The sequence below is a fragment of the Streptomyces sp. C genome, assembly GCF_000158895.1.
Taxonomy (GTDB): domain Bacteria; phylum Actinomycetota; class Actinomycetes; order Streptomycetales; family Streptomycetaceae; genus Streptomyces; species Streptomyces racemochromogenes.
In genome coordinates, this window is sequence record NZ_GG657750.1 from 363195 (window position 1) to 365779 (window position 2585).

Annotated in this window: 2 protein-coding genes; both read left to right on the forward strand. The window is 75.3% G+C overall.

From position 1 onward, the window contains the following. The coding region (locus SSNG_RS01865; protein WP_128636828.1) for a SpoIIE family protein phosphatase at positions 1-1834 on the forward strand (1834 nt) is incomplete at its 5' end. Between the two features lie 36 nt (positions 1835-1870). Further along, on the forward strand, positions 1871-2585 hold a 715-nt coding region (locus tag SSNG_RS01870), incomplete at its 3' end, for an ATP-binding cassette domain-containing protein (protein WP_007262089.1).

Below are 2585 nucleotides of genomic sequence, written 5' to 3' on the forward strand. Positions count from 1 at the left end.
CGCACCGGCACCCGCGCCCGCCCACGCCCACGCGCCCCTGCACGCCCACGCCGCTGCGCCCGCGTCCGGGAGCGCGCCCGCGGCCCCCGCCCCGGGGGCCGGCGCGGTGCGGGGGCTGGTGCTGGTCGGCGAGCCGGAGGTCGGGAAGTACGCCGTCGCGGCACGCCGGCGGCTGGAGCTGCTGGCCGAGGCCAGCACCCGGATCGGCACCACCCTCGACGTCGGCCGCACCGCCCGGGAGCTGGCCGAGACCGCGGTCCCGAGACTGGCGGACTTCGTCACCGTCGACGTGCCCGCATCCGTGCTGCGCGGCGAGGAGTCGAACGACCCGACCGGGGAACTGCACCGCACGGTGGTGCACGGCATCCGCGACGACTGCCCCTTCTACCCGGTCGGCGAACGGCTGGTGCTCCGCCCGACCACGCCCCACATGCGCTCCCTGGCCACCGGGCAGCCGGTGCTGGAGCCCGAACTGAAAGCGGCCTTCGGCTGGATCGCGCAGGACCCGGACCACGCCGAGCTGCTCCTCGCCCACAACATCCACTCGCTGATCACCGTGCCGCTGCTCTCGCGGGGCGTCGTCCTCGGCGTGGCGTGCTTCTACCGCTCCCGCAACCCCGCCCCGTACGGGGACGACGACCGCTCCCTCGCCCAGGAACTCGCCGCCCGCGCCTCCCTGTGCATCGACAACGCGCGCCGCTACACCCGCGAGCACACCCTGGCCCTGAGCCTCCAGCGCAGCCTGCTCCCCCACGGGCTGCCCGAGCAGAGCGCCGTCGAGGTGGCCCACCGCTACCTGCCCGCCGAGTCCGGGGTGGGCGGCGACTGGTTCGACGTCATCCCGCTGTCCGGGACCCGCGTCGCCCTCCTCGTCGGCGATGTCGTCGGGCACGGACTGCACGCGGCGGCGACCATGGGCAGGCTGCGCACCGCCGCCCGCAACTTCGCCGAACTGGAACTGGCCCCCGACGAACTCCTCACCCACCTGGACAACCTCATGGTCCGTCTGGACCGTGAGGAGGGCGGGGACGACCCGGCCGCCGGCACCACCGCGATCGTCGGCGCCACCTGCCTGTACGCGGTCTACGACCCGACCACCCAGCGGTGCACGATGGCCCGCGCCGGCCACCCGCCGCCCGCCCTGCTGCTGCCCGACGGCACCGTGACCTTCCCCGACCTGCCCGCCGGGCCCCCGCTGGGCCTGGGCGGACTGCCCTTCGAGTCCGCCGAGGTCCACCTCCCCGAGAACAGCCGGCTGGTCCTCTACACCGACGGGCTCATCGAGGACCGCCACCGCGACATCGACCTCGCCCTGGAGGAGCTGCACCGCACCCTGGCCACCGACCCCGGCCGCTCCCCCGAGGACACCTGCCAGGCGATCCTGGACGCCCTGGCCCCCGAGCACCCCGCCGACGACATCGCGCTCCTGGTCGCCCGCACCCACGCCACTCCCCCGGACCGGATCGCCGCCTGGGAACTGCCGGCCGACCCGGCCCGCGTCTGCGACGTCCGCGCCGCGGCCATGGAGCAGCTCGGCCGGTGGGGCCTGGAGGAGTCCTCCTTCGCCACGGAACTGCTGCTCAGCGAGCTGGTCACCAACGGGATCCGGTACGGCGGCGGCGAGCCCGTGCGGGTGCGCCTGATCCACGACCGCACCCTGATCTGCGAGGTGTACGACGCCAGCAACACCGCCCCGCGGATGCGCCAGGCCGCCAACACCGACGAGGGCGGCCGGGGCCTGTTCCTGGTGGCGCAGCTCGCCCAGGCCTGGGGCACCCGCTACACCCCCGACGGAAAGGTCATATGGGCGGAGTTCGCCCTGGACGCGGCGTGACCCGGTCCGGGCGGCGAGGTCATCTAGAGTCGAGGAATGAGCCCACCTCCGCGTCCCGGTGGAGAACCCCTCGTCCGCGTGCGCGGTCTGCGCAAGCACTTCGGCGGCACCCTCGCCCTGGACTCGGTCGACCTCGACCTGTACCGCGGCAGCGTCCTGGCCCTGCTCGGCCCCAACGGCGCCGGCAAGTCCACCCTCATCAAGGTGCTCGCCGGGGTCCACCACGCCGACGCGGGCGAGGTGACCGTGGCCGGCCGGCCGCTGGGCTCCCACGGGGCCGGCCGGCACATGTCCTTCATCCACCAGGACCCCGGGCTGGTCGAGTGGATGACGGTGGCCGAGAACATCGCCCTGGGCACGGGCTACCCGCGCCGGGCCGGCCTGGTCTCCTGGCGGCGGACCCGGGAGCGCTGCGAGGAGGCCCTGGACATCGTCGCCGGGCACCTCGACGCCGGCGCCCGGATCGCCGACCTGGCCCCGGCGGAGCGTTCGCTGGTCGCCATCGCCCGCGCCCTGGCCGCCCGGGCCGACGCCATCGTCCTCGACGAGCCCACCGCCACCCTGCCCGCCGCCGACTGCGCCCGGCTGTTCGGCGTCCTGCACGCCCTGCGCGACCGGGGCCACGGCATCCTCTACGTCAGCCACCGGCTCGACGAGGTGTACCGGGTCGCCGACGCGTTCGCCGTCCTGCGCGACGGCCGCGTGGTGGAGCACGGCCAGCTCGCCGGGTACGGCCCGGGCCGGCTGGTGC